The sequence below is a fragment of the Pseudomonas sp. NY15435 genome (assembly GCF_048068295.1).
Taxonomy (GTDB): domain Bacteria; phylum Pseudomonadota; class Gammaproteobacteria; order Pseudomonadales; family Pseudomonadaceae; genus Pseudomonas.
This window is the reverse complement of the sequence record NZ_JBLUQA010000001.1, coordinates 69,721-84,842: the sequence shown is the minus strand read 5'-3', so window position 1 is coordinate 84,842 and position 15,122 is coordinate 69,721. Positions and strand designations below refer to the sequence as shown.

Here is a 15,122-nt window from a genome sequence, read left to right as displayed (position 1 = left end):
TTTTTCATACCGGCTTGACCCTTTCTTCACTGCGCCGACTTCAGGCTTCACCCCCATGCACCCTGGGGCCATTGGGGGAGACCACAGGAACTCCGGCGTGCAACGACGCGATCGGTCGGGACGACGCGCGTCCATCCCGCTCATTCTCCGGAGACATGCCCGTGAACAAACTGCCACAGATCACCCTGGCCTTCTGGGTGATGAAGATCTGCGCCACTACCCTGGGGGAAACCGCCGGCGACTTGCTGTCGATGACCCTCAATGTCGGCTATGCGATCAGCTCGCTGATCCTCATCAGCCTGTTCCTCGTCACCCTGGTCGGCCAACTCGCCAGCAAGCGCTATGTGCCCTGGCTCTACTGGCTGGTGATCCTTTCCACCAGCACCGCGGGCACCACCATGTCCGACTTCATGGACCGCACCCTGGGCCTCGGCTATGCCACCGGTTCGGCGATCCTCGTCAGCATCCTGGTGGCGATCTTCGCGGCCTGGCGCTACAGCGGCACCTCGCTGTCGGTGGACAACATCCGCAGCTTCAAAGGCGAGATGTTCTATTGGGTGGCGATCCTCTTCTCCAACACCCTGGGCACCGCGCTGGGCGACTTCCTCGCCGACGACTCCGGCCTGGGCTTCGCCGGCGGCGCGCTGCTGATCGGCAGCCTGATCGCCGTGGTCGTGCTGCTGCACTACTTCACCAAGCTGTCCTCGGTGCTGCTCTTCTGGATCGCCTTCGTGCTGACCCGCCCGTTCGGCGCAACCCTGGGCGATGTGCTGACCAAGTCCCACGAGAAAGGCGGGCTGGACTTCGGCACCATCGGCTCCTCGGCCATCCTCGCGGCCATCCTGGTGGCGCTGGTGGTGGTGGTCAGCGTGCGGCAGAAGCGCGAGGAGCAATCCGACGGGGCCGTGCTGTCCTCCTGATGAGTTGAAGCGCAGCCCGTCTGCGCGAAAGCGCGACGGGCTAGCCTTGTGAAATTTGTTCTGTTATTTTTCATGAAAAATAATCAGAACAATTTCATGAGGTCGCGATGTTCCTGCGCTCCACCGAACCGGTCGGCACCTACTACGCCGGCGCCAACCCCGAGCTGATCCAGCCGCGCGAAACCTTGCGCGAACCGCTGGAATGCGAAGTCCTGGTGATCGGTGCCGGTTTCAGCGGCCTGCACACGGCGCTGCAACTGGTCGAAGGTGGCCGCCAGGTCTGCATGATCGAAGCCAGCCGCATCGCCTGGGCCGCATCCGGGCGCAACGGCGGGCAGGCACTGCCGGGCTGGTCCAGCGACTTGGGGCCCATCGAGGACGACCTCGGCCATGAAGGCGCGCTGCGTCTGTGGCAAGGCATGCTCTGGGCCGCCCACGAACTGCGCGACCTGCCGCAACGCCACGGTTTCGACTGCGACTACCGCATTGGCCACCTGTGGACCGCCGTGCTGCAACGCCGGGTTGGTTCGCTCTACGACTGGCAAGCAGAAGCCAATCGTCGCTGGGGCTATGAAGGCCTGCAATTCATCCCCCGTGAAGACCTGCCGCAGTGGATCGCCAGCGACCGTTACCAGGCCGGCCTGTACGATCCCAACTCCGCGCACCTCAACCCGCTCAAGCTGGCATACGGCCTGGCGGGCGCCATCGAGCGCGCCGGCGGGCGCATCTTCGAGCAGACCCGTGCACTGAGCTTCCGCGAGAGCGGCAACGGCTATGAGGTGACGACCGAGCACGGTAGCGTGCGTTGCGCCTCCCTGGTGCTGGCCTGCAATGCCTACATCGACGGCCTGGACCGCGACGTGTCCGAACGCATCCTGCCGGTGGGCACCTACCAGGTCGCCACCGCGCCGCTGGGTGAGGAACTGGCCCGTTCGCTGCTGCCGAAGAACTGCTGCGTCACCGATAACCAGTTCGTCCTCGACTACTTCCGCCTGACCCCCGATCATCGCCTGCTGTTCGGCGGCGGCTGCACCTATCTGGGTGGCATGCCCTCGGACATCCGCGCCGCCACGCGCCCTTATGTCGAGCGGGTGTTCCCGCAGCTCAAGGGCGTGGAGCTGGAATACGCCTGGGGCGGCCACATCGATTGCAGCATGCGGCGCACCCCGGACATCGGTCGGCGCGGCGATCTCTACTGGCTGCAGGGCTATTCCGGCCACGGCGTCCTGCCGAGCCTGGCCGCCGCCCATGCGGTGAGCGAGGCGATGCAGGGACGCAGCGACGAGCTTGACCTCTATCAACGCATCCGCAATCCCGGGTTCCCCGGCGGCCAGCGCTTCGCCGCGCCACTGGAAGCCGTCGGCAAGGCCTGGTATCGATTGCGGGACTTTGTCTAATTCGGAACCTGCCATGACCCAGACGGTTGCCAACGAACACCTTGCCACGCTGATCCGCGACCTGCGCAAGCACAAGAACCTCACCCTGGGCGAGCTGGCCGAGCAGATCGGCCGCTCGGTGGGCTTCCTGTCCCAGGTCGAGCGCGGGCTGTCGCAACCCACCGTCGCCGACCTCACCGCCATCAGCGAAGCCCTGGGCGTGCCGACCACCTACTTCTACGCCGGCGATACCCGCCGCGAGCGTGACTGGGTGACCCGGCCGAACGACCGCCGCACCCTGTACTACGCCGGCGGTGTCACCGACATCCTCGCCTCGCCGAACATGTCCGGCGGCTTCTCGATGCTCGACAGCATCCTCGCCCCCGGTGCCACCAGCGGCGAAGGCCACCTGGACGACAGTTCGGAGCAGGGCGGCTTCGTCCTCGAAGGCGAGCTGACCATCTGGTACGAAGACGACACCGTCACCCTTTACCCCAACGACAGTTTCCAGCTGCCGCCGCACAGCCAGTTCCGCTACGGCAACCTCACCGATAAACCTACAAGGGTGCTGTGGATCTTCACGTAATTTCGACCGGTACCTGCTGCGCTCGCCCATGCTGCGTTGGAAGTCGGCTCGGATTGCTCATTTAGCGGCCTAAACTCCGCATCCGAGCCGACTTCCGCCTTGCCTGGCCTTCGCTCGCGACGGTCCCGCCTCGAAATTGATCTTGGCACCTGAGAACAAAAAGGCCCCAGAGAAAATCATGAACCGCCCGATGCATCCCGACCTGCTCAGCGAAGTCCGCGCCTTCCGCCAGCAATACCCGGACATCCGCTACGTCGACCTGATCTGCCTGGACATTCCCGGCCACTTCTACGGCAAGCGCTACCCCGTGGACATGCTGGAGAAGGTCGCCGCCGGCAGCCCGCTGAAACTGCCGCAGAACTGCGTGCTGCTGGGCGTACAGGGCGGCCTGCACCCCATCGGCGACTACTGCTTCAACGACGGCGACCCGGACGCGCCGCGCCGCCTGATCCCCGGTTCGCTCAAGCCGGTGCGCTGGGAGAACCAGCCTCTGGGGCAGATGCTGATCAGCTCCGACGGCACCGAGGCGCCCATCGAGTTCGAACCGCGCGAAGTGCTCGCCCGCGTCATGCAGCGCCTCGAATCCAAGGGCATTCGCCCCGTGGTGGCCTTCGAGCTGGAGTTCTACCTGTTCGACAAGAAGCTCGACGCCGGCCTGCCGCAGTACCCGCGCGACCCGCTGTGCGACGACGAGGACGACCAGCCGAACATGCACATCGAGCGCCTGTCGCGCTTCTCCGATGTGCTTCACGAGATCGTCGAAGCCTCCCGCGAGCAGGGCGTGGACGCCAACGTCATCACCGCCGAGATCGGCCCGGGCCAGTTCGAGATCAACTTCGCCCACTGCGACGACGGCCTGCACGCCGCGGACCAAGCCGCGCTGTTCACCCGCGCCACCCGTGGCGTGGCGCTCAAGCACGGCTATCGCGCCAGCTTCATGAGCAAGCCCTACCTGCACGCGCCGGGCAGCGGCATGCACGTCCACGTCAGCCTGTACGACCGTGACGGCAACAATCTGCTCGAGCGCGACAACCAGCAGGCCCTGCGCCACGCGGTGGCCGGCTGCCTGGAGCTGTTGCCGCACTGCATGCCGATCTTCGCCGCCAACCACAACGCCTACCGCCGCTACGGCTCCCGCGTGAACGCCGCGAGCAAGGCCAGCTGGGGCTTCGAGGATCGCGATGCGTGCATCCGCATTCCCGAATCCGACGGCAAGAACCTGCGCATCGAACACCGCCTCGCCGGCGCGGACGCCAACCCCTACCTGGTGCTGGCGGCGATCCTCACCGGCATGGAGCACGGCCTGGAAGCCCGCCAGGAACCCATCCCGCCGCTCAACGAAGACCGCGCCAGCGGTATCGACTTCCCCCGCGACATGCTTGGCGCCGTCGCGGAGATGGAAGACCACCCGGTGGTGAAGGAAGGCCTGGGCAGCGAGTTCGTTTTCGTCTACTGCGAGAACAAGCGCCATGACCACCTGGACTTCATGAACGAAGTCAGCGCGCGGGAGTACCGCTGGTTCCTCTGACGCCTGTGGCTGATCCCACCTTGTAGGAGCGAGCTTGCTCGCGAACCGGTCGCTCCCCTGCGGACCGAATCATCGCGGACAAAGTCCGCTCCTACGCGCGGGGCCAGCGCCGATGCCCTCGTGTGCGTAGGAGCGGACTCCGTCCGCGATTGTCTACCCGCTGGAACCGTTATCATCGGCGGGCGAGCGATCACCGATGCCATTCGCCGCGCAATGCACCTACGCCAATTTCTCTGAACCCGCTCCGCTTTCCCGCGGTCAATTCCCTGCACGAGGCAATCTCACAAGGAGCCATCGCATGGACCTCATCCGCATTCTGATCGCCATCCTTCTGCCGCCGCTGGGCGTTTTCCTCCAGGTCGGTTTCGGCGGCGCGTTCTGGCTCAACATCCTGCTGACGCTGCTCGGCTACATCCCCGGTATCGTGCACGCCGTGTACATCATCGCCAAGCGCTAACCCGCCCGGCTGCCCTCCCAGAAATGCTCTGCCAGCATCCGCAGCTCCGCCGCCAGCTCCGCCATGCGCGCGGCGCTGCGCTGGCAGGTGCCGACCTTCGCCGCGTTGCTGTCGGCCGAGCCGCGAATGGCCTGCAGGCTGCGCTGCACGTCCTCGCTGGCGACGCCCTGTTCCTCGATGGCTTCGGCGATTTCCAGGCTCATTCGCTGGATCGCCGAGACCTGCTCGTTGATGCGCTCCAGCGTGCCCGCCGCTTGTCCGGCCTGGGCCAGGCTGGCCACCGCCTGGTCGCAGCAGTGCCATAGCGCGCGCACCGAATCCTCGGCACCCTGCTGGAGGTTGCCAACCAGCGACTGGATATCCCGCGCGGAGTGCTCCGTGCGTGAAGCCAACGCGCGAACCTCGTCGGCGACCACCGCAAAACCACGTCCGCTTTCCCCGGCCCGCGCTGCCTCGATGGCGGCGTTCAGTGCCAGCAGGTTGGTCTGCCCGGCGACGTCGCGGATCACCTCGAGCATCCGCGAGATCGCCTCGCTGTGCTCCTTCTGCTGTTCCACCGCCGCGCTCGCCGCACGAACACCCGCTTCCAGCGCGGCGAGTTGTCCGCGCGTGCCGTGCACATCCTCATGCCCTGACTGGGTGATGCGCTCGCTGCATTGCGCCGCCACCGCGCTGTGTTGCGCGTGGCGGGCGACCTCCTGGACGCTTTGCGCCAGTTGCTGCATGGCGCTGGCAACCTGCTCGGTCTCGCGCTGTTGCAACTGCGAAGCGGCGCTGCCGCCGGCCATGGCATCGGCCAGCGCCGCGGAGTGCTCGGCCAGTTGATGGGAGGCATCCGCCATGCGCCCAACCACGGCGGCGGTCTCCGCCTCCAGCATGCGGAAGGCGAAATCCAGCTCGCCAAACTCATCACTTCGCCCCGTATAGAGCAGCTGGCTCAGTGGGTTGTCGGCTATCTTTCGCGCCCGCCCGAGCAATGCGCCCAGCGGTTGCAGGCGCAGTATCAGCCAGGCGCCGGCAGCGCCCAGCGCCAGCAGGAAGGCCAGCGCCGTCAGCTTGGGCAGCAATAGTGCGAGGAGGGCGCCGCCGGCCTGCGCCAGCAGCAGGCCGAGCAGCAGTTGCAGCACCAGTGGCAGGCGAGCGCGGTTCAGTGTTGCGCCTTCGCGCATCCGCGCGTAGAGGCGCTCCGCAGCGTCGACCTGCTCGGCGCCGGGGCGGGTGCGCACCGACTGGTACTCCACCACTTTGCCGCCATGGCGAATCGGCGTGACGAAGGCGCTGACCCAGTAATGATCGCCATTCTTGCAACGGTTCTTCACCAGGCCCATCCAGCTGCGCCCGGCTTGCAACGTCTGCCAGAGATGGGCGAAGGCGGCGGGCGGCATGTCCGGGTGGCGCACTCGGTTGTGGTTGAAGCCCACCAGCTCCTCGGCCTCGAAGCCGCTGAACTTGATGAAGTCCGGGTTCACATGGGTGACAGCGCCCTTGAGGTCGGTGGTGGAGAGGATGTTGGCGTTGGCCGGTACATCTACCTGGCGCCCGGTGATCGGCAGGTTCTGCTTCATCGCTGGTGCTCCAGGTTGCGTGGGAACAGTTGCTCAGGCGCCAGTGGCTTGCTGAACAGGAAGCCCTGGGCGTGGCGGCAGCCTTCGGCGCGCAGGAAATCCAGGTGCTCCTGGCGCTCCACCCCCTCGGCCACCACTTCCAGGCCCAGGCTGTGCCCCAGGCCGATGATCGCGCGGCAGATGGCGCTGAGCTCCGGGTCGTCCGGCACGCGGGTGATGAAGCTGCGGTCGACCTTGAGGATGTGCAGCGGGTAGCGCTTGAGGTAGCCCAGTGAGGAATAGCCGGTGCCGAAATCATCCAGCGCCAGGCGCACGCCCTCGGCGGCCAGTTCGCGCAGGCAGGCGAGGGTTTCCGCACCGTCCTGCATCAGCAGGCTTTCGGTAATTTCCAGCACCAGGCTGCGTGGTGAAAGGCCGCTCTCGGCGAGAATCTGCTGCACCCGCGCGGCGAAGCCTGGCTGCTGCAATTGTCGGCTCGACAGGTTTACCGAGCAGTAGAGATTGCGATGCCCCTGCCTCTGCCACAGTGCCGTCTGCCGGCAGGCCTGGCGTAGCACCCAGTCGCCGACGGAGACGATCTCGCCGGACTCCTCCAGTGCCGGAATGAAGTCCAGCGGCGACACCGATTCGCCATTGTGCTTCCAGCGCAGCAGCACTTCCACGGCCTCCCAGCGCGGTGAATCGCGGTCCAGGCGGACGATGGGCTGGTAGTGCAGGCTGAACTCCTCGCGGCGCAGCGCCTGGGCCAGCGCGCTTTCCAGATCGAGCCGGCGCTGTGCCTCGGCCTGCAGCTCCAGGCTGAAGCGCGCGTACTGCGCTTTGCCGGCTTCCTTGGCCCGATACAGCGCAAGATCGGCGGCCTGCAGGGTGTCGATGGCCTGGCCATCGGTCATCAGCCCGGTAATGCCGATGCTGGCGCTGACCACCAGCGTGCGGCCATCCACGTGCAACGGCTGGCGCAGGCAATCGAGCATGCGTTGTGCGACCTGCTCGGCATCGACCAGGCTGGCGAGGTCGTCCAGCAGCACGACGAACTCGTCGCCACCGAAACGCGCCAGGTGATCGCCCGGTCGCAGGCAGCGCAGCAGGCGCTGGGAGACTTCCACCAGCACGCGGTCGCCCACCGCGTGGCCGAGGCTGTCGTTGATCAGCTTGAAGCGGTCCAGGTCGATGAACAGCAGGCCGGATTCGCGCGCGCCAGGGCGTCGCTGGCGCATCAGCGCCTGCTGCAGCAATTCGTCCAGGCGCAGGCGATTGCCCAGGCCGGTGAGCGGGTCGTGCCGCGCCGCGTGGCTGAGCTGGTGCTCACTGGCCTTGTGCTGGCTGATGTCGGTCTGCGAGCCGGCCATGCGCCCGTCGGTGATTACGCCGCGCGCCAGCACCCAGAGGTAGTTGCCGTCACGCTGGCGGATGCGGTACTCGTGGCTGAGCAGCGCACTGCTGCCGCGCAGGTGCGCGTCGATGGCCTTGCGCAGGCCGGGCAGGTCGTCCGGGTGTACGCGGGCGAACCAGCTGGTGCTGCTTTCGCCGAGATTGTCGCGGGTCAGCCCGAGCATGCGCGCCCAGCGTTCGGAGACGTACAGGCGGTCGTTGCCCAGGTCCCAATCCCAGATGCCGTCGTTGGCGCCGCGCAGGGCGCGGGCATAGCGTGCCTCGCTGTCCTCCAGCGCCTGGCGCTGGGCGGCGCCGTAAGTGTCGATGGCCAGCGACATGTCGAAGAACACCCGCTTGAGCAGGCTGGCGTAGGTCTCGGCTTCCGGGGCGTCGCCCATCAGGTCGGCGAGCATCTGGTCCAGGTACAGGCGGTAGGCGCCCAGGTACCACTTCAGCTCGACACCGACCTGCTGGTGCACCAGCCCGATGCGCAGGCGGTCGCGTACGTAGTCGGCGTCCTGCGGGGCGTCCCACAGCTGGCGGTAGTATTCGAACTGGCTGCATTTCAGCCGCGCCAGCGTCGCCGGCTCGGCGAGGATCGCCCCCAGTGGCGGGTAGTGGCGCAGGTGGTCGTAAAGCTGCTCGATGAAGCGCTGGTGGCAGCCCTCCAGTTCGCTGGCGCGGCCGTGGAGATTGCGCGCATCTGCCTCTCGCCACTCCAGGTAGTTCAAGCGCTGATCGACTTCCGTCGTCGACAGGCCGATGCGCTCGAGCACGCTCTCGAGCTTCGGTCCCAGGCCCATGTTCGGCTCCTTGCGGGTCTGCTGTTTTTATCGGGCATGAAAAAAGCGCCGGCTCGTCGACCAGTCGAAATCGACGGCGACCAACTCGGCGCTTTGTCTTGCAGGCCCACAAGTCCTGCCCGGCAAAGCCAGCTTCCGCAATGGCGGAACGCGGGTGGGAGTCTTTTACACCAGCGGGCGCGGCCCCGACAACTCCTGCAGCGCACCGCTCAGGCGCTGGCGCAATTCGCCCAGCTCGCGGGAGCGGAAGGCGTGGCGGGTTCTTTCCAATACACCGATGGCATCGGCCAGCAGCGCGAGCATCCGCGCCGAATCGCTCAAGGGCGCATCCTTGAACCATCGGCATAGCGGCGCCTGCTCGCAATTGCGCGGTCCCTCCATCACCGCGCAGGGCAGCTCATAGGCTGCCAGCAACGCACGAACCTGGCGCGCCAGCGCCGGATCCTGGGAAGTGACCAGCAACTGGACTGGATACCGGTGGAGAGTCATGACGGATTCGCTCATATCAGGGAGATGCCAATTTAATGGCTAATGGCTATCTGATATTGACGCCTGTCATGTTGGCGCAGCGCCTGCGCCGGGCGGTCGACGGCGGGTGTGAAGTGGCTCTCAATCGGCCGCTGGAAAACTGACTGGCAGAAACGCAAAAAGCCGCGCATTCGCGCGGCTTTTGCTGAAAGGGTGGTGGGCCCACACGGACTTGAACCGTGGACCAAAGGATTATGAGTCCTCTGCTCTAACCAACTGAGCTATAGGCCCCCAGAAGGCGGGCGGATTATACCGGGGCGTTCTGGCTCGCGCCAACCGGATGCAGCGGGACCAGGAATCGGTTGGCAAAGGCGTCGGCTGGCAGCGGGGCGCTGAGGGCGTAACCTTGGATCTGGTCGCAGCCTTCGGCCTCGAGGAAGCGTTCCTGGGCTTCGTGTTCCACGCCTTCGGCAATCACGGTGAGGTTCATGCTGCGACCCAGGGCAATGATGGCGCGGGCGATGGCGGCGTCATGGGGGTCGTCCGGCAGGCCGTGGACGAAGGACTGGTCGATTTTCAGGGTATCCAGCGGTAGCTGCTTGAGGTAGCTGAGCGAGGAGTAGCCCGTGCCAAAGTCGTCGATGGCCAGCTGTACGCCCAGGTGTTTCAGGCTGTGCAGGATCGACAGGGCTTCCTCGGTCTGGTGCATGAGGAAGCTTTCGGTGATCTCCAGCTGCAGGCGTGAGGGCTGCAGGTTGTAGTGGGCGAGCAACTCGCGGATGCGATCGACCAGATTGGTCTGGCGCAGTTGAGCGCCGGCGAGGTTGACCGATAGGGGCCCGAAAGCGGCGTGGCTGTCCTGCCAGCGGCTCATCTGTCGGCAGGCTTCGCGCAGCACCCAGTCACCCAAGGGCAGGATGAGGCCGTTTTCTTCGGCCAGGGGAATGAAGCGATCCGGCGAAATCGCGCCGAACTGCGGATGTTTCCAGCGGATCAGTGCTTCGGCGCCTACGAGTAGGCCCGTGCTGAGGGAGAGCTTGGGCTGGTAGTAGAGCTGCAGTTGATCGCTCTCCAGGGCGCGCCGCAGTTCGTGTTCCAGGGCCATGCGTTCGGTGGCCTGGAAGGTCAGTTCGCGGGTGTAGAACTCGACGCGGTTGCGGCCCTGGGCCTTGGCCCGGTACATGGCGGCGTCCGCGTTCTTCACCAGGGTGGCGACGTCGCCGCCATCGCTGGGGTAGAGGCAGATGCCGATGCTGGCGCTGACGAAGAACTCCTGTTCGCCGGCGATGAACGGCTTTTCGAAGCAGGCAAGCAGTTTGTTCGCAACGTGCTCGGCGTCCAGCGCATGGTGCAGGCCGGGCAGCAGGATGATGAATTCGTCACCGCCCTGGCGAGCGACGGTGTCGACGTCCCGCAATTGCTCGCGCAGGCGGGTGGCAATGGATTTGAGCAGCAGGTCGCCCACCGGGTGACCAAGGCTGTCGTTGATGTGCTTGAAGCGGTCGAGGTCGAGGAACATAACGGCGCCCTGGTGATCCTCCTCCTGGGCTTCCTTGAGGGATGCATTCAGGCGGCTTTCGAACAGCAGGCGGTTGGGCAGGCCGGTGAGTGGGTCGTGGTGGGCCTGGTAGTCGAGCCGCGCCTGGGCGTACTTGAGGGTGGAGATGTCGGCGAATACGCCGACGTAGTGCGACAGTTCGCCGTCGGCGTTGCGCACAGCGCTGACGGTCAGCCACTCGGGGTACAGTTCCTGGTTCTTCCTGCGGTTCCAGATCTCGCCCTGCCAGTGGCCTTCGGCGTTGAGCTGGTGCCAGAGGGCGACATAGAAGCTGCTGTCGTGCTGGCCGGAGGCGAGCAGGCGCGGCGAGCTGCCGAGGGCTTCCTGTTCGCTGTAGCCGGTGATTTCGCTGAAGGCGCGGTTGACCGCGACTATCCGCTGGCGCGCGTCGGTGATCATTACGCCTTCGGCGGTGCTCTCGAAAACGGTGGCGGCGAGGCGGAGTTTTTCCTGCATCTGCTGTTGCTCGGTGATGTCCCGGGCGATGGTCAGCATGCAATCGTCGTTGCCGATGGTGATGCGGTGGGCTGAGAGTTCGCAGAGGCGCAGGCTTCCGTCGCGCGTACGAATTTGCGCGGTGAAGTCCGGGGCGCTGACGGCGCCATCAAGTATGCCCAGCAGACGGCTGCGGTCGGCCGGGTTGGCCCATAGGCGCAGGTCGAGGGTGGAGCGATTGGCAGATTCTTCGCGGCTGTAGCCGGTAATCCGAGTGAAGCCCTGGTTCACTTCCACCAGCCGGCCGTCGCTGATGCGCGAAATCAGCATGCCGTCGGGGGAGGCGTGGAAGGCCTTGGCGAACTTCTCTTCGGAGACGCGCAGTTGCTCCTGGGTTTCCTTGACCTGGGAGATATTGCGCACCACCACGACTAGCGCCGGGGTGTCGTCGAGGACGATGTGCTGGGCCGAAAGCAAGGCGGTGAAGCGTGTGCCGTCGCGACGGTTGAGCGGAATCTCGACGTTGTTCAGCGGCTCGCCCTGCAGGCGCGCGAGCATTGCCGGGCCCATGCCCGGTTCGCCCCAGATGCCCAGTTCGGTGGAAGTCTTGCCCAGCGCCTCGCTGGCCGGGATGCCGATCTGCTGCTCGAAGGTGCTGTTCACCGCCAGCAACTGCCCGTCGATGCGGCGCGCGAGGACGATGATGTCCGGGCAGTGGTGGAAGACCGAGGCGAACTTCTGCTCGGAAAGGCGCAGGGCCTGCTCGGTGTGCTTGGCCTCGGTGATATCGATCATCAGGCCACGGAGGATCAGGTCGTCGCCATGGTGGATGAGCGTGACGATGTCGCGAATCCAGACGATCCGCCCATCGGCCGCGAGCATGCGGTAGTCGAAGCTGTGGTTGCGCCCGGCCTGGCTTTCACTCAGGCAGTAGTTCACCGCATGGTCGGCGTCTTCGGGATGCAGCGTGCGCTGCCAGAAGCCCGGTTCCAGCCAGTCCTTGATCGGGTAGCCGAGCAGCCGCTGGGCATGGGGCGATACGTAGGTGAAGCGGTTCTCTGCCAGACGCATTTCCCAGGCGATGGCGGTGAGGCTTTCCACCAGGCCACGGTAGTGCTGCTCGCTATCGCGCAGGGCCTGTTCGAGCTTTTCTCGGCGCTGTATTTCACCGCGCAGGCGGCGGTTCATGGTGAACAGCACCAGCAGGGTGAGGGCGGTGAGCAGGGCGATGGGGACGACAACGCGGAAGACTTCCGGCCAGACGCTGCGGCGATCCACCAGGCCGCCGACCCAGGGCGCCTGCAGCGCTTCGATCTGTTCGGGCGTCATGTCGGCGAGGACTTTATCGAGGATGCCGACGAGGATCGTCTGGTCCTTCGGCACGGCCATCGCCAGTTGGTAGCGGTAGGGCGTCTCGCCGCTGATCTGCAGACCTTCGAGCTTGAGCTGGCGCAGGTTCCAGACACTTGAGGCGAGATCGCCGACGAAGGCGTCCACTTGACCTGTGGCCAGCGCCTGCAGGCCGGCGGCGATACTGGGCAGTGGCAGCAGGTTGAGGTCGGGGTGCTTGGCGATCAGCAGTTCGTGGGGCGCGTAGTGAGCCACGACGCCGACTTTCAGGCCGTACAGCTCCTTCACGTTGGCCGGTTCCGGCCCGTTGCGGCGGGCGAGGATGATGATCGGGAAGTCGAGGTAGGGACGGGTGAAGCTCAGGTAATCGAGGCGCTTGGGCGTGGCCATGACGCCGGGCAGCAGGTCGACGTGATTGTCCCTGGCTTGTTGCAGGACTTCGGTCCAGCTCGCCGGCTCTATTGGCTTCAGCTGCACCTTGAGCTGGTCACTGATGACCTTCACATAGCTGGCGGCCAGGCCCTGGTAACGGCCGTCATCGTCGCGGAATTCGAAGGGGGGCCAGGAGGCGTCGACGCCCAGGCGCAGGGTGGGATGCGCCTGCAGCCACTGCTGCTCCTCGGGCGTGAGGCTCAGGGCGAGCGCCTGTCCTGCCCAGAATGCGAGGCACCACAGTAGAACTGCCTGCAGACGCGGCATAAGGGCCTCATTCCTGGGGGGACTACGCCGAAGTGTAGACGTGGCACTTTGCCCAGTGGAAGACCCAAAGAAAAACCCCCGGTTTTGGCCGGGGGTTCTTCGTTACTCGTCGAGGAAGGAGCGCAGGTGCTCGCTTCGCGACGGGTGGCGCAGCTTGCGCAGCGCCTTGGCTTCGATCTGCCGGATACGCTCACGGGTCACATCGAACTGCTTGCCGACTTCCTCGAGGGTGTGGTCGGTATTCATGTCGATGCCGAAGCGCATGCGCAGGACCTTGGCTTCGCGAGCGGTGAGGCCGGCGAGGACTTCGCGGGTGGCTTCCTTGAGGCTCTCGCTGGTCGCCACTTCGATCGGCGACTGCATGGTGGAGTCCTCGATGAAGTCGCCCAGGTGCGAGTCTTCGTCGTCACCGATCGGCGTTTCCATGGAGATCGGTTCCTTGGCGATCTTCAGGACCTTGCGGATCTTGTCTTCCGGCATGTCCATGCGTTCGCCCAGCTCTTCCGGGGTCGGTTCACGGCCCATCTCCTGCAGCATCTGGCGGGAGATACGGTTGAGCTTGTTGATCGTCTCGATCATGTGCACCGGGATACGGATGGTGCGGGCCTGGTCGGCGATCGAACGGGTGATCGCCTGGCGAATCCACCAGGTGGCATAGGTCGAGAACTTGTAGCCGCGACGGTATTCGAACTTGTCCACCGCCTTCATCAGGCCGATGTTGCCTTCCTGGATCAGGTCGAGGAACTGCAGGCCGCGGTTGGTGTACTTCTTGGCGATGGAGATCACCAGGCGCAGGTTCGCCTCGACCATCTCCTTCTTCGCACGACGGGCTTTCGCCTCGCCGATGGACATGGCGCGGTTGACGTCCTTGATCTCGGCGACGGTCAGCTGCGAGCTGGTTTCCAGGTCGACCAGCTTCTGCTGGTTGCGCAGGATGTCGTCACGCAGACGTTCGATGGCTTCGGCGTACTTGGGCTTACCCTTGAGTACGGCGTCGACCCAGGCGGTGTCGGTTTCGTGGCCAGGGAACTGGCGCAGGAAGTCGGCACGCGGCATGCGGGCATCACGTACGCACAACTGCATGATGGCGCGTTCCTGGCGGCGGACGCTGTCCAGCGAGTCGCGGACCTTGGCGACCAGCACGTCGAACTGCTTGGGCACCAGCTTGATCGGCATGAACAGCTCGGCCAGGGCGACCAGCTCTTCGGTGGCCTGCTTGCTGCCGCGACCGTGCTTCTTCAGGGCCTTCTTGGCCTTTTCCAGTTGCTCGGAAACGGCGCCGAAACGACGGGCGGCTTCTTCCGGGTCCGGACCGCCGTCGCCTTCTTCTTCCTCGCTATCGCCGTCGGACTCTTCGTCCTCTTCGTCCTTATCCTTGTCCTTGGCTTCGGCGTCGTCTTTCAGACCGACCGGCTCGACTTCCTCGGCCGGCAGGGTGCCGTCGTCGGGGTCGATGTAGCCACTGAGGACGTCCGACAGGCGGCCGCCTTCGGCGACGATGCGGTTGTACTCTTCGAGGATACCGTCCACCGCGCCCGGGAATTGGGCGATGGCGCTCATGACCTCGCGGATGCCTTCCTCGATGCGTTTGGCGATTTCGATTTCGCCTTCGCGGGTCAGCAGTTCCACGGTACCCATTTCACGCATGTACATGCGCACCGGGTCGGTCGTGCGGCCAACGTCGCTCTCTACCGCGGCAAGCGCGGCGGCAGCTTCTTCGGCGGCAGCTTCATCGGTATCGGTTTCCGCCAGCAACAGGGCATCCGCATCCGGGGCTGTCTCGAATACGTTGATCCCCATGTCGTTGATCATGCGGATGATGTCTTCTACCTGTTCCGGATCAGAGATATCCTCCGGCAGGTGGTCGTTGACCTCCGCGTAAGTCAGGTAACCCTGCTCACGACCACGGGTGATCAACTCTTTGAGACGAGATTGCTGTTGCGCTTTTCCGGACATAACACCCTATCCACTGAAGGTCTTGGCGGGCTGAAATAAGCCGAGGA

The 15,122-nt window shown here is 65.2% G+C and carries 10 protein-coding genes and 1 tRNA gene; 5 read left to right on the top strand and 6 right to left on the bottom strand.

Going from position 1 to position 15,122, the window contains the following annotated elements; translation table 11 throughout:
• The first annotated feature begins 161 nt into the window (after positions 1 to 161).
• From ACNFH5_RS00415 to ACNFH5_RS00395, 5 genes are all read left to right on the top strand, one after another.
• Positions 162 to 920 carry a hypothetical protein gene (locus tag ACNFH5_RS00415; RefSeq protein WP_416743425.1) on the top strand — a complete coding sequence of 253 codons (759 nt, stop codon included), beginning with the start codon at positions 162 to 164 and terminating at the stop codon, positions 918 to 920.
• A gap of 107 nt (positions 921 to 1,027) precedes the next feature.
• Positions 1,028 to 2,317: an NAD(P)/FAD-dependent oxidoreductase gene (locus tag ACNFH5_RS00410; RefSeq protein ID WP_416743423.1), complete on the top strand. Its 1,290-nt coding sequence runs from the start codon at positions 1,028 to 1,030 to the stop codon at positions 2,315 to 2,317.
• A gap of 13 nt (positions 2,318 to 2,330) precedes the next feature.
• Positions 2,331 to 2,882 (top strand): helix-turn-helix domain-containing protein, encoded by a 552-nt coding sequence (locus tag ACNFH5_RS00405; protein ID WP_138213026.1) that lies wholly within the window; start codon positions 2,331 to 2,333, stop codon positions 2,880 to 2,882.
• Between the two features lie 178 nt (positions 2,883 to 3,060).
• On the top strand, positions 3,061 to 4,410 hold the full coding sequence (locus ACNFH5_RS00400; RefSeq protein ID WP_416743421.1) for a glutamine synthetase family protein: 1,350 nt from the start codon (positions 3,061 to 3,063) through the stop codon (positions 4,408 to 4,410).
• Between the two features lie 298 nt (positions 4,411 to 4,708).
• The gene (locus ACNFH5_RS00395) at positions 4,709 to 4,867 is read left to right on the top strand and encodes a YqaE/Pmp3 family membrane protein (protein ID WP_003084988.1); all 159 of its coding nucleotides are present in this window, start codon (positions 4,709 to 4,711) and stop codon (positions 4,865 to 4,867) included.
• Here ACNFH5_RS00395 and ACNFH5_RS00390 read toward each other — a convergent pair.
• The 6 genes from ACNFH5_RS00390 to rpoD form a co-directional block, all read right to left on the bottom strand.
• Positions 4,864 to 6,432 (bottom strand): PAS domain-containing methyl-accepting chemotaxis protein, encoded by a 1,569-nt coding sequence (locus ACNFH5_RS00390; RefSeq protein WP_416743418.1) that lies wholly within the window; start codon positions 6,430 to 6,432, stop codon positions 4,864 to 4,866. The genes ACNFH5_RS00395 and ACNFH5_RS00390 overlap by 4 nt on opposite strands.
• On the bottom strand, positions 6,429 to 8,609 hold the full coding sequence (locus ACNFH5_RS00385; protein ID WP_416743417.1) for a putative bifunctional diguanylate cyclase/phosphodiesterase: 2,181 nt from the start codon (positions 8,607 to 8,609) through the stop codon (positions 6,429 to 6,431). The genes ACNFH5_RS00390 and ACNFH5_RS00385 overlap by 4 nt, the downstream gene beginning before the upstream one ends.
• A gap of 165 nt (positions 8,610 to 8,774) precedes the next feature.
• Positions 8,775 to 9,098, bottom strand: a complete 324-nt coding sequence (locus ACNFH5_RS00380; protein ID WP_024763617.1) for a hypothetical protein — start codon at positions 9,096 to 9,098, stop codon at positions 8,775 to 8,777.
• Positions 9,099 to 9,291: 193 nt separating this feature from the next.
• Positions 9,292 to 9,368: transfer RNA gene (locus ACNFH5_RS00375), tRNA-Ile, on the bottom strand.
• A gap of 16 nt (positions 9,369 to 9,384) precedes the next feature.
• Positions 9,385 to 13,119 carry a bifunctional diguanylate cyclase/phosphodiesterase gene (locus tag ACNFH5_RS00370; RefSeq protein WP_416743415.1) on the bottom strand — a complete coding sequence of 1,245 codons (3,735 nt, stop codon included), beginning with the start codon at positions 13,117 to 13,119 and terminating at the stop codon, positions 9,385 to 9,387.
• A gap of 102 nt (positions 13,120 to 13,221) precedes the next feature.
• The gene (gene rpoD, locus ACNFH5_RS00365; RefSeq protein WP_416743413.1) at positions 13,222 to 15,075 is read right to left on the bottom strand and encodes an RNA polymerase sigma factor RpoD; all 1,854 of its coding nucleotides are present in this window, start codon (positions 15,073 to 15,075) and stop codon (positions 13,222 to 13,224) included.
• Between the last annotated feature and the right edge of the window lie 47 nt (positions 15,076 to 15,122).